Below are 21200 nucleotides of genomic sequence, written 5' to 3' on the forward strand. Positions count from 1 at the left end.
GCCGGCGCGGGAAGCCGTGGATCAGGGCTTCTGGTTCATGACGATGTAGACCATGCCTTCGTAACGGCCGTTGACCGTAAGCGGGCCGCCGGTACCGGCCTGGGCGATGGTCAGCGGCATCGAGATGGACGCACCCGGGGTCGAGCTGGCGCCGTTGAACAGGTCAGCCGCCTTGAATTCGGTGACCGCAGTGGTCAGCGCATCGGTATTCAGGCTGACGGCCAGCGGCACGCGCGTGGCGCCATTGATCAGGACCGGATCGTGGCCAAGGCGCACCTCGATGTCCGCGGTTTCGTCATTGGAATGGATGCGCACCTGCTGCGTCGACGGCAGCAGGCCGCGCAGCGGATCGTGGGTCAGCTGCACGGTGTCCGGCAGCGGGGTGCCGTCATCGCGCAGCAGCGCCAGCGTCGGGTCGACGTCGGCGTAGACGGTGATCTTGGTTTCCAGCGCGTGCGCGGACAGCGAAGCAGTAGCCAGCGCTGCAGCGAGCGCGGCCTTCTTGATAATGGCGTGCATGGTTGTCTCTCTCGGACAAGGGGGAATATGAAAGCTCCCCTCCCCAAGGAGAAAAGGGAGGGAAGCGCCGCCCGCGGGGATGGGTGCGGGCGACGGAGAGAATGTTAGGAATCCATTGCCATGCAGGCCATTCAAGCATTCCTAAAACGTTGAACGTTAAGGAGAATTCTTGAAAGTGCTCAACGTTTGAGAGTTATGCAACTTTCCTCACCGATTGAATGCAAGAAACCTCATTGCGTCGCATTTGTAGAGTCGAGCATGGCTCGACTCTACCGCGGGCATCCACGCGGGGCGTGCATCCGCTGGATGGCATCAGGCCGCCTGTCGGCGGCCTGATGACACGGCGCGGTGGTGCGCGATCAGAAGAAGATCGCGTACAGGATCAGCAGCGGAATCGGCACGCCCAGCAACCAGAGCAGAATCATCTTCATGGCAGGTCTCCTTGCATGGAAAGGTGGATTACAGGTCGCGGCGGCGGCCGCCCCAGGTGGCGCTGAGGCTGGCGAAGAACGCGCCGATCAGCAGGGTGATGAACAGCCACAACGCGGCGTAGGCGGTCGCCTTCCGCGCATCGTCGGCAGCCTGCTTGGCGGTGTTCTTGGCCTTCTCCAGCGCTGCACGCATGCGCGTCTGCACATCGGTCACGCGGGCCTGCGCTTCAGCCGGGCTCATCCCGGTCTCGCGCGCGATCAGCTGTGACAGGTACTGGGTATCGGCCGGATCCAGGCCCTCCCCGTGCAGGCTGTTGACGATGATGCGGTTCACTTCGGCGCGCACTTCGCGGCGGTCGCCGATCGGACCGTTGCCCGGCAGCGGTCGCGGCGGCGGGGCGATGCGCGCGTCGCGTGGACCGGCGCCCGGTGCCGGCGGCGGCGCGGCATTCGGGTCCATCGGCGCGCCCGGCGGCGGCGCTGCAGGATCGGCCGGCCCTGCGTGGGTCGTGCTGCGGAACAGCGAATCCACCCAATAGTCGAGGTCACCTTCCGGTGCAGCCGTCGCAGCGCCGCTGGCACCGGCTGCAGCCACGCCGACCGTGGACGCAGCGGCCCCGGCGGTGGCGCCGGCCACCTTTGCCCCCGCACCCAGCACGCCACCGATGGCCGACGTCAGCAGGCCCGCGGTCAGCAGCGTGGCCACCGCCCACGACACGAAGCCGTGCGCGGTGTCGCGGAAGTAGGTTTCGTCGCCGTGGATCTGCGTCCATTTGGTACGCAGGCGACCCGCCAGATACCCCCCCAGGCCGGAGGCGGCCAGTGCAGTGAAGGTGAGCCAGGCGATGCTGGACCAGCCGAAGGTTTCCTTGCTGACGCCTTCGAACGACCAGGGCGACACAGACGACAGCCCCAGGCCCACGCCGAGGATCAACAGGATGAGGGAAAGTGCGGCGGCGGCGGCGGCGCCAGCGAAGATTGCCCCCCACGACACCGCACTTTCGCTGGCGGGCGGAACAATGGGGGCGGCGACGAAGGTGGTCACCTCGGGGCCGAGCGGGCCGCGCTCGGGTGGATCGAATCGGGTACTCATGCAGTGGATGCTCCGGATCAGGGGCTGCGGATGCAGCGGGCGCCCTGAGGCTGCGCGAGCGCTTGTGAAGCTGGCGAGACCCTTGAATCACGCGCTCTTGTCGCAGTGGAGAGCGTGCCAGCCCAGGTTGGCACCCACCCGCGCGGCGGCAAAAAAAAACGCCCCGCAGATGCGGGGCGCTTCCGGCACAACCTACCCGGGGCGATCAGCCCTGGTAGTCGCGCACGTCGCTGCCGGTGTAGACCTGGCGCGGACGGCCGATCTTCATTTCCGGATCGACCTGCTGTTCCAGCCAATGCGACACCCAGCCGGAGGTACGGCCCAGGGCGAACATGACGGTGAACATTTCGGTCGGGATCTGCAGCGCCTTGTAGATGATGCCGCTGTAGAAATCGACGTTCGGGTAGAGCTTGCGCGCGACGAAGTACTCGTCCTGCAGCGCAGCCTGTTCCAGCTTCACGGCCACGTCCAGCAGCGGATCCTGCACGCCCAGCTGCTTGAGCACCTTGCTGGTCATCTCGCCGATGACCTTGGCGCGCGGATCAAAGTTCTTGTAGACGCGGTGGCCGAAGCCCATCAGGCGGAAGCCGGAGGTCTTGTCCTTGGCCTTGACCACGGCGGACTCGACGTTGTCGGCGGTGCCGATCTCTTCCAGCATCTTCAGCACGGCTTCGTTGGCACCACCGTGGGCCGGACCCCACAGCGCGGTGACACCCGCGGCAACCGACGCGTACGGGTTGGCACCGGTCGAACCGACCAGGCGCACGGTCGAGGTCGAGGCGTTCTGCTCGTGGTCGGCGTGCAGGATGAACAGCAGGTCCAGCGCCTTGACCACGTCCGGGTTCAGATCGTACTGGCCATCAGCCGACTCGAAGGTCTGCTTCAGGAAGCGGCTGACGTAGTCCAGCGAGGTGTCCGGCTTGTTGGCCGGCAGGCCCTTGCCATGGCGGTAGATCAGCGCCGACAGGGTCGGCACCTTGGCGATCAGGCGCACGGCGGCCTGGCGGCGCTGTTCGGCGTCGGACAGGTCCAGCGAGTCGTGGTAGATGGCCGACAGCTGCGCGATCGCAGCAGCCAGGATGGCCATCGGGTGAGCGTCCTTGGCGAAGCTGCCGATCAGGGTGTTGATCGAGTCGTCGACATTGGCTTCGGCAGTCAGCTCATCGGTGAAGGCCTTCAGCTGCTCGGCGCTCGGGCGCTCGCCGTTGATCAGCAGGTAGGCCACTTCGACGTAGCTCGACTTTTCCGACAGCTGCTCGATCGGGTAGCCGCGATACAGCAGCACGCCCTTGTCGCCGTCGATGTAAGTGATGGCGGACTTGCAGCTGGCCGTCGCGGTGAAGCCGGAATCGTAGGTGAAGAACCCCGTTTCCTTGGTCAGCTTCGCGATGTCGACGCAGTCGTTGCCAAGGGTGGGTTTGATGACGGGCAGAACGACGGACTTATCGCCGGCGTTGAGCGTGACCTGATCAAGATCGGACACTGTGTGCGCTCCTTCATGGGAAGGCGCCTGCCCAAGCGCATTGGTCAGGCACGTGAATGACGTCCTCGGCCTGTGCCGGGGATCGTGCCATTATCGCACAGCAGCATTTGCCCGGCGCTAGACAGAAGTCGTAGACGGCAGGCGGCCAGAACCCGGCCAGCAAGCGGCCCGGATCGGCAAAAGCGTTGTCACACGAACGCAGTGTTCTGTCCATCCAAACGCCCGTTGGGTTGGCGTTGGGGAAAAACAAACGGCCGCGCAGAGCGCGGCCGTCGGTTCGGAGCTGGATCGACAGATCAGCGCGCGTAGCGCTTCTGGAACTTGTCGATACGGCCCGAGGTGTCGATGACCTTGTGCTTGCCCGTGTAGAACGGGTGCGAAGCCGAGGAAATTTCAACCTTGACCAGCGGGTATTCGTTGCCGTCTTCCCACTGGATGGTTTCCTTCGTCGCCATGGTGGAGCGGGTCAGGATCTTGAAATCGGAGGTGACGTCATGGAAGACGACGTCGCGGTAGTTCGGATGGATATCGGCCTTCATGGGCTCACACCGTAAATGGGCTGGTGGTCAAGAGCGGCATTATAAGCACCGGTTGCCGCTCGGGGCAACCGGTGCCGGGCAACGGACGTCAGTCCGCGCCCAGGGCCTGGCGCACCAGGGCCTCGAAACGCCCCTGGTCGTAGGCCATCAGCAGATCGCAGTTGTCCGGCTGGCCGGTCTGGCGGTTCCAGTCGACGATGGTGGCGCCGCGGCTGAACGTGCCATTCAGCTCCACGTTCAGCGGACGCGACTCGACCCGCAGCTGCCCTTCCGGGTTCAGTGCCCAGGCCATGGCCACCGCGTCGGCGGTGTACCAGCGCCCGCCCTTGCTGTCCTCGGACAGGCCACGGGTCTTGCGCGAGATCAGCTCGTAGAAGCGGGCGCGATCGGAATCGGCCTGCAGCCATTTCTCGGCTTCTTCCAGCGGCAGGCCGTGGGCAACAGTGGCCTCCCAGTCCGACACCAGCAGGTGCTTGAACGCGGTGAACACCACGTGCGCAGCTTCCGGATCGAAGGCGATGTTGAATTCGGCCGCAGGAGTGATGTTGCCGTGGCAGGTGACCGCACCGCCCATCACCACGATGCGCTTGATGCGCTGGGGCAGGGTCGGGTCCAGCTTCAGCGCCAGTGCCAGGTTGGTCAGCGGGCCCAGCATCACCAGCATCAGTTCGCCGGCATGCACGTGTGACAGGCGCAGGATCGCCAGTGCAGCGTGCTCGGCTTCGGCCTGGCGGCTGGGCGGCGGCAGGTCCACGTCGCCATAGCCATCACGGCCATGCACGTGGGCAGCATCAACGGAAGGATGCAGCAGCGGATCCGGGCTGCCGGCAAACACCGGCACGTCGGTGCGGCCGACGATGTCGCAGAGCTTGAGGGCGTTGCGGACCGTGTACTGCAGGCCGACATTGCCGGCGGCGATGGTCAGGGCGACCACGTCATGCCGTTCATCGGCAAAGGCCATCAGCAGGGCCAGGGCGTCGTCCACACCGGGATCGGTGTCGATCAACAGGGGGATCTTGTGGGTCATCGTTGCCGTCTTCAGATCGGCAACGAAGTGTGGACCGGGATGATGACCGTTGCAAGTATGGGGGGCGGCAGGGCTGCGCCCTGCACCCGCGGTAGTCCGGCCGCTGGCCGGCAACTTCAACAGCAACGTCAAAAACGGGTTTCCCGCGGATGGCGGGGAAGAGCTCTCTGTAGAGTCGAGCCATGCTCGACTCCCGCGCGCAGCGCGCACAGCAGCCGAGCATTGGCTCGGCTCTACAGTAGATCCACGCCGTGCGTGGATGAGCGTGCCGGAAATGGGGTCAGAGGCCATTGCTGCGCAAAGGGCTCTGACCCCGGGGGGCTTACGCCGAGGCGTAGCGCACGGCGGTGCCGATCCATCGCTGCACCACCCGATCGGCCAGTGCAGGCTGCTGCTCCAGCAGGCGCTCGGCCAGTGCGTGCACGCCGGGCAGCAGCCCGGCGTCGCGGGCCAGGTCGGCGATGCGGAAACCGGCCAGGCCGGTCTGGCGGGTGCCCAGCAGTTCGCCGGGGCCGCGCAGTTCCAGATCCTTCTCGGCGATGACGAATCCATCGTTGGTTTCGCGCATGGTCTGCAGGCGCTCGCGCGCCATCTGCGAAAGCGGAGCCTGGTACAGCAGCACGCAGCGCGACACCGCCGAACCACGGCCGACGCGCCCGCGCAGCTGGTGCAGCTGGGCCAGGCCGAGGCGCTCGGCGTTCTCGATCACCATCAGCGAGGCATTCGGTACGTCCACACCCACTTCGATGACCGTGGTCGCGACCAGCAGGTCGATCTCGCCGGCCTTGAATGCCACCATCGTCGCCAGCTTCTCGGCCGCTTTCAGCCGCCCGTGCACCAGCCCCACGCGCACGCCGGGCAGCAGTGCCTGCAGCGATTCATAGGTGGCCTGCGCCGGAGTGGCATCCAGCTCTTCGCTTTCCTCGATCAGCGTGCACACCCAGTAGACCTGCCGCCCTTCCTCGCAGGCCAGCGCGATGCGCTCGATCAGCTCCGGGCGGCGGTCATTGTTGAGGGCGACGGTCTGTACCGGCGTGCGGCCCGGCGGCAGCTCGTCGATGGCCGACACATCCAGGTCCGCGTATTCGGACATCGCCAGCGTGCGCGGAATCGGCGTGGCGGTCATCACCAGCTGGTGCGGCACGCTGTTGCCTCCCGCGCCCTTGTCGCGCAGCGCCAAGCGCTGGTGCACGCCGAAACGGTGCTGCTCGTCGACGATGGCCAGAGCCAGATCCTGGAACACCACCGCCTCCTGCATCAGCGCGTGGGTACCCACCACCACCTGCGCTTCGCCGCTGGCGACCTGCGCCATCACCTTGGCGCGCGCCTTGCCGGTGACCTTGCCGGCCAACCAGGCGATGCGCACGCCCAGCGGTTCCAGCCAGCCGCGCAGGTTGTTGAGGTGCTGCTCGGCCAGCAGTTCGGTGGGTGCGGCCAACGCAACCTGCTTGCCCTGCTCCACCGCCAGCATCGCGGCCAGCGCAGCGACCACGGTCTTGCCGGAACCCACATCGCCCTGCACCAGGCGCAGCATCGGGCTGGGGCGCGCGAGGTCTTCGCGGATCTGCTTGAACACGCGCGCCTGCGCACCGGTCAGGGCGAACGGCAGCTGCTTCAGCAGTGCCTTGGCCAGCTTCCCGGGGCCCGCCAGCGGCGGCGCGTGGTGTGCCTGCAATGCAATGCGCTGGCGGCGCAGGCTGAGGTGGTGGGCCAGCAGTTCTTCCATCGCCAGGCGGCGCTGCGCCGGGTGCGTGCCGGCGGCCAGCGCGGCCAGGTCGGCATCCGGTGGTGGCCGGTGCACGGTCAGCAGCGCGCTGCGCAGCGACGGCAGGCCGAGGCCATCGAGCCAGCCGCCGGGCAACAGTTCCAGCGCACTTTCCTCGGGCAGGCGGTCCAGCGCCTGGCCGATCAGCTTGCGCATGGTCATCGGGCCGACGCCTTCGACGGTGGGGTACACCGGGTCGAGGCGGTCGCCGAGTTCAGGATCGTCGTTGCGCCCCAGCACCTGGTAACTGGGATGGACGATTTCCAGGCCGAGGTGGCCGGGCTTGGGCGTGCCGAAGCAGCGCAGCCGGTTGCCGACCGCGAACTGGCCGACCTGCTGTTGGCGGAAATGGAAGAAGCGCAGCACCAGGGTGCCCTGCCCTTCGTCTTCCACCGCCACTTTCAGCATCGGCCGGTAGCGCATGCCGCGCTCTACCGCGACCACCCGCCCTTCCACCTGGGCCGGCACGCCGTTGCGCAGGTCTTCGATGCGGGTCAGCCGGGTCCGGTCTTCATAGCGCAGGGGCAGGTGAAGCCAGAGATCCTGCAGGGTGGCCAGGCCACGCGCCTGCAGTTTGGCGGCCACGGCCGGACCGACGCCGGCGAGCATCGCCAGGGATGCTTCGCCGGACGGTGACAGGACCGGAGTGACCGCCGCCTTGCGTGCCACGTGGCGGTCAGTCGATGATCATCACCGCATCGACCTCGAAGCTGGCGCCCTTCGGCAGGCCGGACACTTCGATGGTGGAACGGGCCGGGTACGGGGCCTGGAAGTAGTCCTGCATGACCGCGTTGACCTTGGCGAACTCGCCCAGGTCGGTCAGGTACAGGCCCAGGCGCACGACCTTGTCGAGCGAGCCGCCAGCGGCCTCGGCCACGGCCTTGAGGTTGTCGAAGGCGCGACGGGCCTGCGCTTCGACGTCACCGGCGCCGACGATGTCGCCGGTGGCCGGGTCGAGCGGGATCTGGCCGGAGAAATACACGGTGTTGCCGGCGCGCACGGCCTGCGAGTACGGGCCGATGGCGGCGGGGGCCTTTTCGGTGTTGATGATCTGGCGGGACATGGGTCGCTCCGGTGCTTTGGGGGAAAACAGAGCGGTGATTGTACCGGCTGGGGGTGCATCCACGCATGGCGCGGATCCACCGCGCCGCTTCGGTAGTGCCACCACTGGTAGCAATCGCGACGCCGTCGAGGATCCATGGGTGTTACCAGCGGCCGGCGCACTACCGGTCCGCACAGGGCCTACTGGCGGCGTACCGACTGCACGACCGACAGGCGGCGCAGGCGGCGCATCACTTCGGCCAGGTGGTTGCGGTCGCGCACCTGGATGTTGAACGCCAGCACGGCGGCGTTGAAATCGCGGTCCAGGTAGTCCACGCGCTCGATGTTGGAGTGGCTCTGCGCGATGGCGGCGGCCAGCTGCGCCAGCACGCCGGTGCCGTTCTCCACTTCCACCACCAGCGAGGTGTCGTAGTCGCCGGAGACGGTGGTGTCCCAGCCGATCGGCACCCAGCGCTCGGGCGACTTGCGCAGCTCGGCCAGGTTCGGGCAGTCCATCCGGTGCACCACGATGCCCTTGCCGGCGGTGTGGTAGCCCATGATCTCGTCGCCGGGAATCGGCTGGCAGCAGCCGGCGAAGGTGACCACGCCGCGCTCGCTGCCGTTGATCAGGATCTTCTCCTGCGAATGGTGGCGCGAATGCGGGCCGCCACGCAGTTCGGCGTAGGCCATCAGCGCCTGCGCGGCCTGGGTCGGCATCCAGTTGCCCAGCGCGACCTCGGCCAGCAGCGCCTCCAGGCGCGGGAAACGGTGCTCGGCCAGGAACGCATCCAGGCGACCCTTCGGCAGCCGCTCCAGCGACGAATCCATCGCTTCCAGCGCACGGTCGAGCATGCGGTGGCCGAGCTGCACGGCATCTTCGTGTTCCAGCTGCTTGAGCTGGTGGCGGATGGCGGTGCGTGCCTTGCTGGTGACCACGAATTCCAGCCACTGCGGTTTCGGCGTGGCCGAGCGTGCGGTGATGATCTCCACCGACTGGCCCGACACCAGCTTGGTGCGCAGTGGCACCAGTTTCTTGTCCACGCGCGAGGCCACCGCCATGTTGCCGACGTCGGTGTGCACCGCGTAGGCGAAATCGAGCGCGGTGGAATTACGCGGCAGGGCCAGGATCTTGCCCTTCGGGGTGAACAGGTAGACCTCGTCCGGGAACAGGTCGACCTTGACGTTGTCGAGGAACTCCAGCGAGGATCCGGCGGCGCGCTGCGAGTCGATCAGCTCGACGATCCAGGCGTGGGCGCGGCTCTGCGCGCTGTTGGGCGAATCACCACCGAACTTGTAGGTCCAGTGCGCGGCCACGCCGCGCTCGGCGATCAGGTCCATTTCCTCGGTACGGATCTGCACTTCGATCGGCGAGCCATACGGCCCGAACAGCACGGTGTGCAGCGACTGGTAACCGTTGGCCTTGGGAATGGCGATGAAATCGCGGAAGCGCCCATCCAGCGGCTTGAAGGTGGCGTGCACCGAGCCCAGCGCGTGGTAACAGCTGGGCACGCTGCGCACGACCAGGCGGAAGCCGAACACATCCATCACCTGGTCGAAGGATTTGTTCTCGTCGCGCATCTTGTTGTAGATGCTCCACGGGGTCTTGATGCGGCTGATCAGCCGATGCTCGATCCCCTCCTTGGCCAGGCGCTGCGACAGCTGCACTTCCACCTGTGCCATCGCTTCGCGACGCACCACCGGCTGGCTGCGGATGTGTTTTTCGATGATGGCGTGGCGCCACGGGTAGAGCGCCTTGAACCCCAGGTTCTGCAGCTCGCTCTTGACCAGGCTCATGCCCAGGCGCTGGGCGATCGGCGCGTAGATCTCCAGCGTCTCGCGGGCGATGCGGCCGCGCGCTTCGCGGCTCTGCGCACCCAGCGTACGCATGTTGTGCAGGCGGTCGGCCAGCTTGATCATGATCACGCGCAGGTCGCGCGACATCGCCAGCAGCATCTTGCGGAAGCTCTCGGCGGCCGCTTCCTGGCGGTCGCGGAACTTCAGCTTGTCCAGCTTGGTGACACCGTCGACCAGTTCGGCCACGGCTTCGCCGAACTCGGCGGCCAGCGCCTCGCGCGTCAGCGGGGTGTCTTCGATGGTGTCGTGCAGGATCGCAGCGATCAGCGCTTCCACGTCCAGGCCGAGCTCGGCCAGCACCTGGGCCACGGCCACCGGGTGGGTGATGTAGGGCTCGCCCGACTTGCGCGTCTGCCCAGCGTGCGCGGAGGCTCCGACTTCCCAGGCACGGCGCAACAGCGGCAGCTGTTCCGGCGGCAGGTAGTGGGCGGCGCGTTCGAGCTGGAGGACGTAGTCGGGTACGGCGGCAGTGGGGGCTGCGGCGACCTTGGCAGTGGGGCCTGGGTTCATGCCCGCAGCCTATTCCAGCGCGACGTTTACGGCAAATCCTGAATGCGAAACAGCCCGCACGGGGCGGGCTGTTCGGTGTATCCAACGATTACGTTGATCGATGCGATCAATCGTCGTTCTTGGACATGTCTTCGTCGGCCACCACTTCGGCGGCGGCCCACTCCAGCGCTTCGCGCTCGGCGCGCTCACGCTCGGCCTTCTCGACTTCGTCGATCAGCGCGTTGTCGATCTTGCGGGCGGCGATTTCGCGCAGCGCCAGCACGGTCGGCTTGTCCTCGGTCTCGCTGTTGTCCAGCGTGGCCTGCACGCCGTTGGCGAGCTGGCGGGCACGCTTGGATGCCATCATGACCAGTTCGAAACGGTTGTTAACGACTTCCAGGCAATCTTCTACGGTGATGCGGGCCATACGGGCTCCCGGCGACCGGTCGGCCGCTCAGTCGAATGAGGGAAAGGGGACGGAGTGTACTGGCAGGGGCTGGACAAAATCAAGCCAACCCCCCATCGATTCTTTTGGAATCAGTCAGTTGCACCCGGATCCGGGGTCAGCAGGGCCTGGATCAGGGCGGCGTGGCGCACCTTCTGGGCCTCCCGGCGCAGGCGGCTGGCGGTGAAGATGGCGCACAGCTCGTCCACGGCAGTGTCGAACACCTCGTTGACGATGACGTAGTCGAACTCGTTGAAGTGCAGCATTTCATCGCGGGCTGCGCCCAGCCGCTGGGCGATGACCGCCTCGCTGTCCTGGCCGCGCTTGCGCATGCGGTCCTGCAACGCCTGCTTGGACGGCGGCAGGATGAACACGGTGACCGTGCCCGGCACCAGCTGCCGCACCTGCTGGGCGCCCTGCCAATCGATCTCCAGCAGCACGTCCTGGCCGGCGGCCAGCTGCGGCTCCACCGATTGCCGGGCAGTGCCCTTCCAGTCGCCGTGCACCCAGGCGTGTTCGAAGAAGTCGCCGGCGGCGATCATCTGCTCGAACTTCTCGGCACTGACGAAGTGGTAGTGCTGGCCGTTCACCTCACCGGGGCGCATCGCGCGCGAGGTGAAGGAAATCGACAGGGCGATCTGCGGGTCACGCGCCAGGGTGGCGTTGACGATGCTGCTCTTGCCGGCGCCGGACGGGGCGGCCACGATGTACAGCGTGCCGCGCGCAACGGCGTCCGACGGCTTCGACGGGGCGCTCATGCACGGCTCCCAACTGGTTGATTTCGCAAAATTTTTCCTCGATGTTCCAGGTCCGGCGCGGCGGATCGCGGCAGGACGGCGGGGGCTGCGCGGAACATCCTGGAACCAGGCCCGGCAGACGCTTCCCCGGGGGGCGGGCACGCAACTTTACCAGAGCAGGCCCTTTCCGGGCCCGTCCGGCGGGCGCCGCGCCTTGTGCCACATGGGCATCCGGGGGCCTGTGCTATAACCGGCCGTACCCAACGACAGCCCGGAGGCCTGCGCCTCCCCGCCATCCAGGAGAACGGCATGCCATCGATGAGCCGCCGCCAGTTCCTGAAAGTGACCGGGACAACCCTGGTCGGCTCCAGCCTGGCACTGATGGGCTTCGCGCCCGGCATCGCGCTCGCGGAGGTCCGGCAATACAAGCTGACCCGCGCGACCGAGACCCGCAACACCTGTACGTACTGTTCGGTGGCCTGCGGCATCCTGATGTACAGCCTCGGCGATGGCGCCAAGAACGCCGAACCGAGCATCTTCCATATCGAAGGCGACCCGGACCACCCGGTCAACCGCGGCACGCTGTGCCCGAAGGGTGCCGGCCTGGCCGACATCATCCACAGCAAGTCGCGCCTGCTCTACCCCGAGTACCGCGCGCCGGGCTCCAACGAGTGGAAGTGGCTGAGCTGGGACGATGCGCTGGACCGCATCGCGCGGCTGATGAAGGAAGACCGCGATGCCAACTTCGTGCAGAAGAACGAAGCCGGGCAGACGGTCAACCGCTGGCTGACCACCGGCATGCTGGCGGCCTCGGCCACCAGCAATGAAACCGCGGTGCTGACCCACAAGGTCGTCCGCTCCCTCGGCATGCTGGCATTCGACAACCAGGCACGTGTCTGACACGGCCCGACGGTGGCAGGTCTTGCCCCGACGCTAGGCCGTGGTGCGATGACGAACCACTGGGTCGACATCAAGAATGCCGACCTGATCCTGATCATGGGTGGCAATGCCGCCGAGGCGCACCCGTGCGGGTTCAAGTGGGTGACCGAGGCCAAGGCACACAACAAGGCCCGGCTGATCGTGGTCGATCCGCGCTTCAACCGCTCGGCGGCGGTGGCCGACGTGTACGCGCCGATCCGCACCGGTACCGACATCGTGTTCCTGGGCGGCCTGATCAACTACCTGCTGACCGAGGACCGCATCCAGCACGAGTACGTGCTGAACTACACCGACATGTCGTTCCTGGTGAAGGACGAATTCGCCTTCAAGGACGGCCTGTATTCGGGCTACAACGCAGAAAAGCGCAGCTACGACCGTTCCAGCTGGGACTACGCCTACGGTGACGACGGCTACGTACGCAGCGACCCGACGCTGAAGGACCCGCGCTGCGTCTACAACCTGCTCAAGCAGCATTACGCGCGCTATACCGTGGAGATGGTCGAGCGCATCTGCGGCACGCCGGCCGACAGCATCCGCCAGATCTGGGACATGATCGCGTCCACCGCCGGCAGGGACAAGGCGATGACCATCCTGTACGCCCTCGGCTGGACGCAGCACTCGATCGGTGCGCAGAACGTGCGTGCCGGCACCATGGTGCAGCTGCTTCTGGGCAACATCGGCGTGGCCGGCGGCGGCATGAACGCGCTCCGCGGGCATTCCAACATCCAGGGCCTGACCGACATCGGCCTGATGTCCGACCTGTTGCCCGGCTACCTGACGCTGCCGAGGCAGGACGAGCAGGACTACGACGCCTACATCGCCAAGCGCACGCAGAAGCCGCTGCGCGCCAACCAGATGTCGTTCTGGCAGAACTACCCGAAGTTCCACGTCAGCCTGATGAAATCGTGGTGGGGCGACGCTGCCACCGCCGACAACAACTGGTGCTTCGATCACCTGCCCAAGCTCGACAAGCCGTACGACATGCTGCAGGCGTACGAGCTGATGAACGAAGGCAAGATCCACGGCTACATCTGCCAGGGCTTCAATCCGCTGGCCTCGGCACCGAACAAGGGCAAGCTGATCAGCGCGTTCTCCAAGCTGAAGTTCATGGTCAGCATGGACCCGCTGGAAACCGAGACCATCGCCTTCTGGCAGAACCACGGCGCGCTGAACGACGTCGATCCCAGCACGATCCAGACCGAGGTGTTCCGCCTGCCGACCACGTCCTTCGCCGAGGAGAACGGTGCGGTGGTGAATTCCTCGCGCTGGCTGCAGTGGCACTGGAAGGGCGCCAATCCGCCAGGCGAAGCGCGCAGCGACATCGAGATCATGTCCGAGCTGTTCCATCGCATCAAGGCGATGTACGAGAAGGACGGTGGTGCGTGGTGGGAGCCGGTGCGCGACCTGGCCTGGAACTATGCCAACCCAGAGGTGCCCACGCCCGAAGAGCTGGCGATGGAGTACAACGGCAAGGCGCTGACGGACGTGTTCGATCCGAAGGATCCGACCAGGCTGGTGCGCAAGGCCGGCGAGCAGCTGGCGACGTTCGGCGACCTACGCGACGACGGCAGCACCGCGTCGGGGTGCTGGATCTACATCGGTGCCTGGGGCCCGACCGGCAACATGATGGCGCGCCGTGACAACAGTGACCCGACCGGCATCGGCAATACGCTGGGCTGGGCGTGGGCGTGGCCGGCCAACCGCCGCGTGATGTACAACCGCGCCTCGTGCGATGTCGCCGGCCGGCCATTCGATCCGCGCCGCACGCTGCTGGCCTGGAACGGGAAGAACTGGGGCAACGTGGATGTGCCGGACTTCAAGGCCGACGAAGATCCCGCTGGTGGCATGGGCCCGTTCATCATGAACCCGGAGGGCATCGCCCGCTTCTTCGCCAAGGCCGGCATGGCCGAAGGACCGTTCCCCGAGCATTACGAGCCGTTCGATACCCCGCTGCGCAGCAATCCGCTCAGCCCCGGCCAGGCATTGACGCTGAACAACCCGGCCGCACGCGTGTTCGCCAGTGACCGTGCCCAGATCGGTTCGCCGGATGAGTTCCCGCACGTGGCCACCACCTACCGCCTGACCGAGCATTTCCACTTCTGGACCAAGCACGGCAAGCTCAACGCCATCATCCAGCCCGAGCAGTTCGTCGAGATCGGCGCTGCCTTGGCCGACGAGCTGGGCATCAACAACGGCAGCCGGGTGCGGGTCAGTTCCAAGCGCGGGCACATCGAAGCGGTGGCCATGGTGACCAAGCGCATCAAGGCCCTGCAGATCGATGGCCGGACCGTGCACCAGGTGGGCGTGCCGATCCATTGGGGCTTCCTCGGTGCGGCCAAGCCCGGCTACATCGCCAATACGCTGACCAACGCCATCGGTGACGGCAACTCGCAGACGCCCGAATCGAAGTGCATCCTGGTCAAGGTCGAGAAGGTGTAGGAGACACGCCATGTCACTGCAATCGCTGGACATCATCCGCCGCTCGGCCACCACCACGCCCTCGCCGGAGGCGCGGGGGGCGCACACCGGCCAGGTCGCCAAGCTGATCGATGTGAGCAAGTGCATCGGCTGCAAGGCCTGCCAGGTCGCCTGCATGGAATGGAACGACCTGCGCGACGAGGTCGGCAGCTGTGTCGGCAGCTATGACAACCCGCCCGATCTGAGTGACCAGTCGTGGACGGTGATGAAATTCCGCGAGTACGAGGACGAGAAGGGCAAGCTGGAGTGGCTGATCCGCAAGGAAGGCTGCATGCACTGCAGCGACCCGGGCTGCCTGAAGGCCTGCCCGTCGCCGGGCGCGATCATCCAGTACGCCAACGGCATCGTCGACTTCCAGGAAGAGAACTGCATCGGCTGTGGCTACTGCGTGACCGGCTGCCCGTTCGATGTGCCGCGCATCTCCAAGAAGGACCACAAGGCCTACAAGTGCACGCTGTGTTCGGACCGGGTGGCGGTGGGCCAGGAACCGGCCTGCGTGAAGACCTGCCCGACCGGGGCGATCACCTTTGGCAGCAAGCAGGCGATGACCGAGCACGCCGCCGGACGCGTGGAAGACCTGAAATCGCGCGGCTACGGGAACGCGGGCCTGTACGACCCGCAGGGCGTGGGCGGCACCCACGTGATGTACGTGCTGCAGCACGTGGACAAGCCGGAGCTGTACGCCGACCTGCCCAAGGACCCGCGGATCAGCCCGATGGTGGAAGTCTGGAAGGGCGTGGCCAAGCCGCTGGGCGTGCTGGCGATCGCCGCCACGGCCTTTGCTGGGTTCCTGCATTACATCGGCATCGGCCGCAACACGGTCAATGACGAGGAAGAAGAGGCCGCCGAACACGAAGCGAAGAAGATCGAAGAGGAGCAGCGGCCATGAAGTACGCCCCGCACCCGCGGCAGATCATCCGCTACCGCGCGCCGACCCGCATCAATCACTGGATCGTGGCGATCTGCTTCGTGCTGACCGCGCTGTCCGGGCTCGCGCTGTTCCACCCTGCCCTGTTCCCGTTGACCCAGCTGTTCGGTGGCGGCCCGTGGACACGCATCCTGCATCCGTTCATCGGCCTGGCCATGGTGGTGGGCTTCACATTGCTGGCGATCCGCATGTGGCGTGACAACCTGCCGACCGCCGACGACCGTGCGTGGATGCGCGGCATGCGCGACGTGCTGCGCAACGAAGACGAAAGGCTGCCGCCGGTGGGCCGCTTCAATGCCGGCCAGAAGCTGCTGTTCTGGGCCATCATCGGCTGCCTGTCGGCGCTGCTGCTGACCGGCTTCGTGATCTGGCGGCAGTATTTCAGCCACTTCTTCCCGATCGGGCTGATCCGCTTCTCGGTGCTTGCGCATGCGTTGTTCGGCTGGGTACTGGTGTGTGCGATCGTGGTGCACATCTATGCGGCGCTCTGGATCAAGGGCTCGGTGCGGGCGATGACCCAGGGCAAGGTGACCTATGGGTGGGCCTACAAGCATCACCGGCAATGGTTCCGGGACATCCTGCGCGGGCGTCGGGAACAGGGTTAGCGGCAGGGCCTGCGGCCCTGCACCCGCAGAGGCAACGTCAACGTCAAAAGCTGGCTTCCTGAGGAGTTGCGGGGTGGGTCCGGTTGCGGGGGACGCTGCAAGTACGTCCATGTAAGCTCGGTCGCCGCATCCATGCGGCTCACGCCCCCGCAACCGGACCCACCCCGCCTTCGACAGTTCACCGGTGCTTTTGGTAGGTGTCGACCTTGGTCGACACGATGAACACGGTAACAACCGATGGGGTCAGATCCGTTTTCCTGTGGAAAACGGATCTGACCCCAATCTTTCAAATGGCCGGCAACGCGCTGGACGCCAGCACCGACAACAGCGACGATGGAGGCTGGTTCTTCTGGCTGGCCCTGCATGGCGCAACGCATCCTTGAACCCGGTGAGATCGAGACGCTCGCCTCGCGCGACGTGCCGCGCATCATCCTGCCCGGTACCGAATCGCTGTTCGCTGCACGCGCGGCGCGACTGCGCAGCCTCGCCACGCACAGTGCCATCGGTGGCTATCTGCAGCTGCTGGCGGCGCTGGCCGATGCGCAGCAGGCGCTGCTGGACGAGCTGACGCCGCAACAGCGCGAGGCGCTGCAGGTTCAGGCGCGTGCACAACAGTCGAGCGCGGCCGCCGGTGCCGGCATGCCCTTGCGGCCCGCCAACACACTGCAACTGGACGGCCGCTGGCGCGACTGGCTGCGCACGCTGTGCCGGCACTGTGCCGACGAAGCCGGGCTGCCGGCGGAAACCCGGCGCGAACTTCTGCGCGTCGCCGCCGCCGATGACGCCTGGCTGGATGCGCAGGCGCACGCCGTGCTGGAGCGCGAAGACGCCCCGTCGGTGGATGCGGTGGCGGCGCTGCTGGTGATGAACGCGTTGCAGGTGTACTGGGCCGTGCTCACGGCCAGTTTCCGCGCCAGCGACCTCAGGCCGCTGGCCGATGCGCCTGGCGTGTGCCCGTTGTGCGGCACCCTGCCGGTGGCCAGCGTGGTGCAGGCCCGCCCGCCCTATGCTTCATACCGCTATCTGTCGTGCTCGCTGTGCGCCTGCCAGTGGCACTACGTGCGCGTGCAATGCAGCCAGTGTGGCGCCGCTGGCAAGGACATCGCCTACCGCGCCCTGGCCGATGCCGACGGCGATGCCGCCCAGGCCGTGCGCGAGAGCGCGGTGCGCGCCGAGACCTGCGACCACTGCCACAGCTACCGCAAGATCCTGTACCTGGAAAAGGACCCGGCGCTGGAACCGGTGGCCGACGACCTCGGCACGCTGGCGCTGGACCTGCTGCTGGGCGAGGAAGGCTACGCGCGAGCCAGCCAGAATCCGCTGCTGTGGCAATCCGACGACGACTGACCGATGCCACGCACCTCCGCCGCCCCGGCATCGGCCGCCGCCCTGCCCTCGCTGGACAAGCTGCTGCGCCTGCCGGCGCTGTCGGCACTGATCGAAGATCACGGTCGCAGCCGCATCACCCAGCTGCTGCGCGTGCATCTGCAGGCGCTGCGTGAGCGCATCGGTGCCGCACAAATCTCGGCCGGGCAGCTGCGGCAGGCCATTGAAGGCCCGGCACTGGTCGCGGCGCTCGACGCCGCCCTTGCCGCCGATGCACGGCTGGACCTGCAGCCGATGTTCAACCTGACCGGCACCGTGCTGCACACCAACCTGGGCCGCGCGCTGTTGCCCGATGCCGCCGTGCAGGCGGTCACCCGCGCGATGACCGCGTCGGTTGACCTGGAATTCGACATCGCCCGCGGCCGCCGCGGCGACCGCGATGCGCGGGTGCAGGCGCTGGTCTGCGAGCTGACCGGCGCCGAAGCGGCCACCGTGGTCAACAACAATGCGGCGGCGGTCCTGCTGCTGCTCAACAGCCTGGCCAACCGCCGCGAGGTGGTGGTGTCGCGCGGCGAACTGGTGGAGATCGGTGGCGCCTTCCGCATTCCCGATGTGATGCGCAGCGCCGGCGCACGGTTGCTCGAAGTGGGCACCACCAACCGCACCCATCCCGCCGATTTCACCCATGCCATCGGCGCGCGCACCGCGCTGTTGATGGAGGTGCATGCCAGCAACTACGCGATCACCGGCTTCACCGCCAAGGTCAACACCACGACGATGGCAGCCATCGCGCACGACCATGGCCTGCCGCTGGTGGTGGACCTGGGCAGTGGCAGCCTGTGCGACCTGGCGGCCTTCGGCCTGCCGCACGAGCCGACCGTGCAGGAAACGCTGGCGGCGGGCGCCGATCTGGTCTCGTTCAGTGGCGACAAGCTGCTGGGCGGGCCGCAGGCCGGCATCATCGCCGGCCGCGCCGACCTGATCGCGCGGATCAACCGCAACCCGCTCAAGCGCGCGCTGCGCATGGACAAGATGGGCCTGGCCGCGCTGGCGGCGGTGCTGGCCCTGTACCGCGAGCCGGAACTGCTGGCCCAACGGCTGCCGACGCTGCGTACGCTCTCGCGGACACAGGATGACATGGATGCGCAGGCCCAGCGCCTGCTGCCGCCGATGCGCTCGGCGCTGCCGGCCGGCTACATGCTTGAACAAGCACGGATGCACAGCCAGATCGGCAGTGGCGCGCAGCCACAGACGCAGCTCGGCAGTGCCGGCCTGCGCATCACCACTGCGCAGCGTGGCGGCCTGGACCGCCTGGCCAAGCGCCTGCGCCAGCTGCCGCGACCGGTGCTGGGCCGCATCGGCGAGGACGCATTGTGGCTGGACCTGCGTTGCCTGGAACCGGCCGACGAAGCAGACTTCCTCGCCCAGTGGGGCGCGCTGCAACCATGATCGTCGGTACCGCCGGGCATATCGACCATGGCAAGACGCGCCTGGTGCGGGCACTGACCGGCATCGAAACCGATCGCCTGCAGGAAGAGCGCACGCGCGGCATCTCCATTGAACTGGGCTATGCCTATGTCCCGGTGGAGGGCTCAGTGGGAGACGCGTCGGCGACGCTGGGTTTCGTCGACGTGCCAGGCCATGAACGCTTCGTGCATACGATGGTGGCCGGTGCTACCGGCATCGACATGGCGCTGCTGGTGATTGCCGCCGACGACGGTGTGATGCCACAGACCCGCGAGCACCTGGCGATCCTGCAGTTGCTGGGCGTGGATCGCGGCGCAGTGGCGCTCACCAAGATCGACCGGGTGGACGCCGCGCGCATGGCCCAGGTCCAGACCGAGATCGCTGCACTGCTGGCCGGCACGCCGCTGCAGGATGCGCCGGTGTTCGCCTGCAACAGCAATTCCCCCGATGATGTGGGCATCAACGCCTTGCGCGCCCACCTGCATGCATGCGCCACAGGCGAGTTCAACGCGCGCCGGGCCGCGCTGCACCATGAACTGTTCCGCATGCCGGTGGACCGCGTGTTCTCATTGGCCGGCCACGGCACGCTGGTGACCGGCGCGGTGCATGGCGGCGTCGCCTCGGTTGGCGAACATCTGCAGCTGATGCCGGCGGCCACCGATGTGCGCGTGCGCAGCATCCACGCGCAGAACCAGGCCAGCGAACGTGCGATGGCCGGGCAGCGCTGCGCGTTGAACCTGGCTGCCATCGCGCGCGAAGACATCCACCGTGGCGACTGGATCGCCGATCCACGCGCCCTGCTGGCCACCCTCCGTGTCGACGTTCGGCTGCGGATTTCCGCGCAGACCGCACCGTTGCGCGACTGGGCACCGCTGCATATCCACTGGGGCACGATGCACCGGCAGGCCCATCTTGTGTTGCTGGAGGACGCTCCCTCCGGCGATGGGCAGCTCGTGCAGCTGGTATTCGATTCGCCGGTCTGTGCGATGTGCGGTGATCGCTTCATCGCCCGTGATTCGGCGGCCACCCACACGCTGGGCGGCGGCATCGTGCTCGATCCGGAGCCTCCGCAGCGGCGCCGGCGCAGCCCGGGACGGCTCGCCTGGCTGCGCGCACTGGAGCAACTGGCCGCAGGTGCCGGGCTCGGTCCGCTGTTGCAGCAGGCGCCCTTCGGCATTGCCATGGCCGCGCTGCAACGCTACTGCCGGCGCGCGGCCGACCGCATCGATCTTCCTGCAGACACACGACGCATCGTCACCCGCGAAGACACGGTGGTCATCCTCGCCTCGCACTGGCAAGTGCTGCGCGAGCAGGTAATTGCCTCACTGCGCAGCTGGCACGAGCGACGCCCGGACGAACCCGGTGTCGACAGCGGGCGCCTGCAACGCAGCACCCTGCCCGCGCTTGCGACGGGGCTCTGGAATGCGCTGCTGCAGGACCTGCTGGCCGACGGCACGCTGCAGCGCGTGGGCGCGTGGTGGCGCCTGCCCGGTCACGACCATGCGCCGCCGGAGCGTGAACGCCTGCTGCTGGAACGCGTGCTCCCGCACCTGCACGCCGGGGGTTTCGATCCGCCGTGGGTGCGTACCCTGGCCACCGACTTCGGCCTGCCCGAGGACGAGGTCCGCGCCATCCTGCGGCGTGCCGCCGCGCGCGGCGAACTGTTCCAGGTGGTACCGGACCTGTTCTATGCGCCGGCCCGCATCGCCGAGCTGGCCGCGATCGTCGCACGGCTGTCGCAGGCCAGCGGTACGGTGGATGCGGCCGCCTTCCGCGATGCCATCGGCCTGGGCCGCAAACGCAGCATCCAGATCTTGGAGTTCTTCAATCGCGTTGGCTACACTCGACGCGTCGGTGACCAGCATCGGCCTCGCGGCGACCTGCAGTGGAACGCGGCCCGCGACTGAGCGCACCGGCACCGCAGTACTTCGGAAGGCATGCGCATCCGGGCATGCGGCTGGGCTTCAAACCCAGTAGGGGGCGTCGATCGCTCCCTGGTAGGTTCGACTCCTGCTGTCTTCCGCCATTCGTGTT

General features: G+C 67.0%; 17 protein-coding genes and 1 tRNA gene. 8 read left to right on the forward strand and 10 right to left on the reverse strand.

The window, feature by feature from the left end; translation table 11 throughout:
• Positions 1–21: 21 nt before the first annotated feature.
• The 10 genes from NSQ78_RS17460 to gmk form a co-directional block, all read right to left on the reverse strand.
• Positions 22–519: a CS1 type fimbrial major subunit gene (locus tag NSQ78_RS17460; RefSeq protein ID WP_049465713.1), complete on the reverse strand. Its 498-nt coding sequence runs from the start codon at positions 517–519 to the stop codon at positions 22–24.
• Positions 520–978: 459 nt separating this feature from the next.
• Complete coding sequence (locus NSQ78_RS17465; RefSeq protein ID WP_064239112.1) at positions 979–2043, reverse strand: hypothetical protein; 1065 nt, start codon at positions 2041–2043, stop codon at positions 979–981.
• 205 nt (positions 2044–2248) lie between these two features.
• Positions 2249–3526, reverse strand: a complete 1278-nt coding sequence (locus NSQ78_RS17470) for a citrate synthase (protein WP_053461289.1) — start codon at positions 3524–3526, stop codon at positions 2249–2251.
• A gap of 296 nt (positions 3527–3822) precedes the next feature.
• Complete coding sequence (locus tag NSQ78_RS17475) at positions 3823–4065, reverse strand: type B 50S ribosomal protein L31 (RefSeq protein ID WP_005410871.1); 243 nt, start codon at positions 4063–4065, stop codon at positions 3823–3825.
• A gap of 88 nt (positions 4066–4153) precedes the next feature.
• Positions 4154–5092, reverse strand: coding sequence for a nucleoside hydrolase (locus tag NSQ78_RS17480; protein WP_049465719.1), 939 nt, complete (start codon positions 5090–5092; stop codon positions 4154–4156).
• 322 nt (positions 5093–5414) lie between these two features.
• Positions 5415–7526, reverse strand: a complete 2112-nt coding sequence (gene recG, locus NSQ78_RS17485) for an ATP-dependent DNA helicase RecG (RefSeq protein WP_064239113.1) — start codon at positions 7524–7526, stop codon at positions 5415–5417.
• A 7-nt stretch (positions 7527–7533) separates the two neighbouring features.
• Entirely contained in the window at positions 7534–7920 is a 387-nt protein-coding gene (locus NSQ78_RS17490; protein ID WP_064239114.1) for a RidA family protein, read from the reverse strand.
• A 179-nt stretch (positions 7921–8099) separates the two neighbouring features.
• The gene (locus NSQ78_RS17495) at positions 8100–10262 is read right to left on the reverse strand and encodes a bifunctional (p)ppGpp synthetase/guanosine-3',5'-bis(diphosphate) 3'-pyrophosphohydrolase (protein ID WP_005418955.1); all 2163 of its coding nucleotides are present in this window, start codon (positions 10260–10262) and stop codon (positions 8100–8102) included.
• Between the two features lie 106 nt (positions 10263–10368).
• Positions 10369–10668 (reverse strand): DNA-directed RNA polymerase subunit omega, encoded by a 300-nt coding sequence (gene rpoZ, locus NSQ78_RS17500; RefSeq protein WP_005410877.1) that lies wholly within the window; start codon positions 10666–10668, stop codon positions 10369–10371.
• Between the two features lie 110 nt (positions 10669–10778).
• Positions 10779–11444 (reverse strand): guanylate kinase, encoded by a 666-nt coding sequence (gmk, locus tag NSQ78_RS17505; protein ID WP_049465727.1) that lies wholly within the window; start codon positions 11442–11444, stop codon positions 10779–10781.
• Positions 11445–11732: 288 nt separating this feature from the next.
• On the opposite strand from gmk, the gene fdnG reads away from it, so the two are divergent.
• The 8 genes from fdnG (at position 11733) to NSQ78_RS17545 (ending at position 21192) form a co-directional block, all read left to right on the forward strand.
• Positions 11733–14801: a formate dehydrogenase-N subunit alpha gene (fdnG, locus tag NSQ78_RS17510; protein WP_339206982.1), complete on the forward strand. Its 3069-nt coding sequence runs from the start codon at positions 11733–11735 to the stop codon at positions 14799–14801.
• Between the two features lie 10 nt (positions 14802–14811).
• Positions 14812–15729, forward strand: a complete 918-nt coding sequence (gene fdxH / locus NSQ78_RS17515; RefSeq protein ID WP_049465732.1) for a formate dehydrogenase subunit beta — start codon at positions 14812–14814, stop codon at positions 15727–15729.
• Positions 15726–16373 (forward strand): formate dehydrogenase subunit gamma, encoded by a 648-nt coding sequence (locus NSQ78_RS17520; protein WP_064239116.1) that lies wholly within the window; start codon positions 15726–15728, stop codon positions 16371–16373. Before fdxH ends, NSQ78_RS17520 begins: the two co-directional genes overlap by 4 nt.
• Before the next feature lie 206 nt (positions 16374–16579).
• Positions 16580–16756, forward strand: a complete 177-nt coding sequence (locus NSQ78_RS17525; RefSeq protein ID WP_188348117.1) for a hypothetical protein — start codon at positions 16580–16582, stop codon at positions 16754–16756.
• Complete coding sequence (gene fdhE / locus NSQ78_RS17530; RefSeq protein WP_064239117.1) at positions 16737–17720, forward strand: formate dehydrogenase accessory protein FdhE; 984 nt, start codon at positions 16737–16739, stop codon at positions 17718–17720. The genes NSQ78_RS17525 and fdhE overlap by 20 nt, the downstream gene beginning before the upstream one ends.
• Before the next feature lie 3 nt (positions 17721–17723).
• Entirely contained in the window at positions 17724–19148 is a 1425-nt protein-coding gene (selA, locus tag NSQ78_RS17535; protein WP_064239118.1) for an L-seryl-tRNA(Sec) selenium transferase, read from the forward strand.
• Positions 19145–21073 carry a selenocysteine-specific translation elongation factor gene (selB, locus tag NSQ78_RS17540; RefSeq protein WP_064239119.1) on the forward strand — a complete coding sequence of 643 codons (1929 nt, stop codon included), beginning with the start codon at positions 19145–19147 and terminating at the stop codon, positions 21071–21073. Before selA ends, selB begins: the two co-directional genes overlap by 4 nt.
• Positions 21074–21096: 23 nt before the next feature.
• Positions 21097–21192: transfer RNA gene (locus NSQ78_RS17545), tRNA-Sec, on the forward strand.
• Positions 21193–21200 lie beyond the last annotated feature (8 nt).

This window comes from Stenotrophomonas sp. FSL W7-1447, from assembly GCF_037966425.1.
GTDB classification, from domain to species: domain Bacteria; phylum Pseudomonadota; class Gammaproteobacteria; order Xanthomonadales; family Xanthomonadaceae; genus Stenotrophomonas; species Stenotrophomonas pavanii.

What these genes read in the sequence shown, in the direction of transcription:
- NSQ78_RS17460 (WP_049465713.1), bottom strand. Translation starts at nt 519, where the DNA reads ATGCACGCCATTATCAAGAAGGCCGCGCTCGCTGCAGCGCTGGCTACT.
- rpoZ (WP_005410877.1), bottom strand. Translation starts at nt 10,668, where the DNA reads ATGGCCCGCATCACCGTAGAAGATTGCCTGGAAGTCGTTAACAACCGT.
- selA (WP_064239118.1), top strand. Translation starts at nt 17,724, where the DNA reads ATGCCACGCACCTCCGCCGCCCCGGCATCGGCCGCCGCCCTGCCCTCG.
- NSQ78_RS17520 (WP_064239116.1), top strand. Translation starts at nt 15,726, where the DNA reads ATGAAGTACGCCCCGCACCCGCGGCAGATCATCCGCTACCGCGCGCCG.
- NSQ78_RS17465 (WP_064239112.1), bottom strand. Translation starts at nt 2,043, where the DNA reads ATGAGTACCCGATTCGATCCACCCGAGCGCGGCCCGCTCGGCCCCGAG.
- fdxH (WP_049465732.1), top strand. Translation starts at nt 14,812, where the DNA reads ATGTCACTGCAATCGCTGGACATCATCCGCCGCTCGGCCACCACCACG.
- NSQ78_RS17495 (WP_005418955.1), bottom strand. Translation starts at nt 10,262, where the DNA reads ATGAACCCAGGCCCCACTGCCAAGGTCGCCGCAGCCCCCACTGCCGCC.
- gmk (WP_049465727.1), bottom strand. Translation starts at nt 11,444, where the DNA reads ATGAGCGCCCCGTCGAAGCCGTCGGACGCCGTTGCGCGCGGCACGCTG.
- NSQ78_RS17480 (WP_049465719.1), bottom strand. Translation starts at nt 5,092, where the DNA reads ATGACCCACAAGATCCCCCTGTTGATCGACACCGATCCCGGTGTGGAC.
- selB (WP_064239119.1), top strand. Translation starts at nt 19,145, where the DNA reads ATGATCGTCGGTACCGCCGGGCATATCGACCATGGCAAGACGCGCCTG.
- NSQ78_RS17490 (WP_064239114.1), bottom strand. Translation starts at nt 7,920, where the DNA reads ATGTCCCGCCAGATCATCAACACCGAAAAGGCCCCCGCCGCCATCGGC.
- fdhE (WP_064239117.1), top strand. Translation starts at nt 16,737, where the DNA reads ATGGCGCAACGCATCCTTGAACCCGGTGAGATCGAGACGCTCGCCTCG.
- NSQ78_RS17475 (WP_005410871.1), bottom strand. Translation starts at nt 4,065, where the DNA reads ATGAAGGCCGATATCCATCCGAACTACCGCGACGTCGTCTTCCATGAC.